This is a genomic window from Bradyrhizobium sp., from assembly GCF_036009065.1.
Classification (GTDB): Bacteria; Pseudomonadota; Alphaproteobacteria; order Rhizobiales; family Xanthobacteraceae; genus Bradyrhizobium.
The window spans coordinates 1-2,317 of record NZ_DASYMN010000009.1 but is presented as its reverse complement, the minus strand read 5'-3'; the positions used below and the strand labels follow the sequence as shown (position 1 = coordinate 2,317).

The 2,317-nt window shown below is 66.5% G+C and carries 3 protein-coding genes; all 3 read right to left on the bottom strand.

Annotation, left to right across the window (positions count from 1 at the left end; translation table 11 throughout):
- A partial coding sequence (gene sdhA / locus VGP39_RS00330) for a succinate dehydrogenase flavoprotein subunit (protein ID WP_327566122.1) occupies nt 1–1,580 on the bottom strand: 1,580 nt, incomplete at its 3' end.
- A gap of 3 nt (nt 1,581–1,583) precedes the next feature.
- Nucleotides 1,584–2,003 carry a succinate dehydrogenase, hydrophobic membrane anchor protein gene (sdhD, locus tag VGP39_RS00325; RefSeq protein WP_327566121.1) on the bottom strand — a complete coding sequence of 140 codons (420 nt, stop codon included), beginning with the start codon at nt 2,001–2,003 and terminating at the stop codon, nt 1,584–1,586.
- Nucleotides 2,000–2,317, bottom strand: a 318-nt coding sequence (gene sdhC, locus VGP39_RS00320) for a succinate dehydrogenase, cytochrome b556 subunit (protein WP_327566120.1), incomplete at its 5' end; no start/stop codon positions are given. The genes sdhD and sdhC, both read right to left, overlap by 4 nt.

The window sequence follows — 2,317 nt, the reverse complement described above, 5'->3', positions numbered from 1 at the left end:
AGGTCGGAATTCCAGGTCAGCGAGCGGTCGGTGACGGCAATATCACTGACGCCGCCATGCACCCGGTGGATCAGCTGCTGGCCCTCCTGCAGCACCTCGCCGGTGCGGAACACCGCGCAGTTGGTCTGCATCACATGCTGCATGCCCTCGCGCAGCTTTGCCGTGGGCGTGCCGCCGGAGGCGTAGCGGTAATGGTCGAGCCGGCTAAGGGCCTGGTCGGCCGAACCCGCCGGCAGTTCCGGCTGCTTGCCGTTGACGCTGAGCTTTTCGGCGCAGCGCAATGCAGCGGCGCGGCCGAATACCACGAGATCGATCAGCGAATTGGAGCCGAGCCGGTTGGCGCCGTGCACCGAGACGCAGGCGGCTTCCCCCAGCGCCATCAGCCCGGGCACCACGGCGTTGTCCTCGCCACCCCGCTTGGTCAGCACCTCGCCGTGATAATTGGTGGGAATGCCGCCCATATTGTAATGCACCGTCGGCGCGATCGGGATCGGCTCGCGCGTCACGTCGACGCCGGCGAAAATCCGCACCGATTCCGAAATCCCCGGCAGCCGCTCGGCCAATACCTTGGGGTCGAGATGATCGAGATGCAGATAGATATGGTCTTTCTTCTTGCCGACGCCGCGGCCCTCGCGGATCTCGATGGTCATCGCGCGCGACACCACGTCGCGCGAGGCCAGATCCTTGGCCGAGGGCGCATAGCGCTCCATGAAGCGCTCGCCTTCTGCATTGACCAGGTAGCCGCCTTCGCCGCGCGCGCCCTCGGTGACCAGGCAGCCTGCGCCGTAGATGCCGGTCGGGTGGAACTGGATGAACTCCATGTCCTGCAGCGGCAGGCCCGCGCGCAGCGCCATCGCGCTGCCGTCGCCGGTGCAGGTATGCGCCGAGGTGCAGGTGGCGTAGGCGCGGCCGTAGCCGCCGGTGGCAAGGATGGTGGTCTGCGCGCGAAAACGATGCAGCGTACCGTCGTCGAGTTTTAGCGCGATGACGCCGCGGCAGCTGCCCTGGTCGTCCATGATCAGGTCGATGGCGAAGAACTCGATGTAAAACTCGGCCGCATGGCGCAGCGCCTGGCCGTACAGGGTGTGCAGCATGGCATGGCCGGTGCGGTCGGCGGCGGCGCAGGTGCGCTGCGCCTGGCCCTTGCCGTAGTCCAGCGTCATGCCGCCGAACGGGCGCTGATAGATCCGCCCGTCCTCGGTGCGCGAGAACGGCACCCCCCAGTGCTCCAGCTCGTACACCGCTTCGGCGGCGTTGCGCACCATGTATTCGATGGCGTCCTGGTCGCCGAGCCAGTCCGAGCCCTTGACGGTGTCGTACATGTGCCAGCGCCAGTCGTCGGCATGCATGTTGCCGAGCGCCGCCGAAATGCCGCCCTGCGCCGCCACGGTATGCGAGCGGGTCGGAAACACCTTTGTGATGCAGGCGGTGCGCAGCCCCGCCTCGCTGCAGCCGACCACCGCGCGCAAGCCCGCGCCGCCGGCGCCGACCACCACCACGTCGTAGCTGTGGTCCTCGATCGGATAGGCGTGGCCGTTAGTGGCGGGCGCGGCGCCGTTTTTGCCATTGCCTTGAGCCATGCGCTAGACTCCGGATGACAGTTTGAGAATGGCGTAGATCGAGGCCAGCGCCACCGCGAAACAGAAGAAATTATTGGCCATGATCGAGGCCAGCTTCAGCTTCTCGCCATGCACATAGTCCTCGATCACCACCTGCATGCCGATCTTCATGTGCCAGGCGCTGGCGATGATGAACAGCAGCATGACGATGGCCACCGCCGGCGAGCCGAGGATTTGCGCCGCCCCGGCCTGGTTGCGCCCCTGCAGCATCATCACCACAGCGATCACCGGCACGATCAGCAGCAGCAAGGCCACCGCGGTGAGCCGCTGGCGCCAGAAATCCGATGTGCCGGAATGCGAGGCGCCGAGCGCGCGCACCCGGCCCAGCGGCGTGCGCATCGAGGAGGCTTTTTGCGGCCCGCCGTGGGATTCCTCGAAACTCATCGCCCGCCTCCCATCGCATAGGCCGCGATCCACAGCAGCACGGTCAGCGAGATGCCCCCGATCAGCGCGCCCCAGGTCAAAGCCTCGCGCTCGGCGGGTTTGAAACCATAGCCGAGGTCCCAGCAAAGATGCCTTAATCCGCTGAGCAGATGGTGCAGCAGCGCCCAGGTGTAGCCGAACACGATCAGCCGGCCGATCCAGCTTCCGGTAAAAGCCTGCACATGGGCATAGGCGCCGGGCCCCGAGGCCGCGGCGATCAGCCACCATGCCAGCAGCAAGGCGCCGAAATACAGCGCAATCCCGGTGATGCGGTG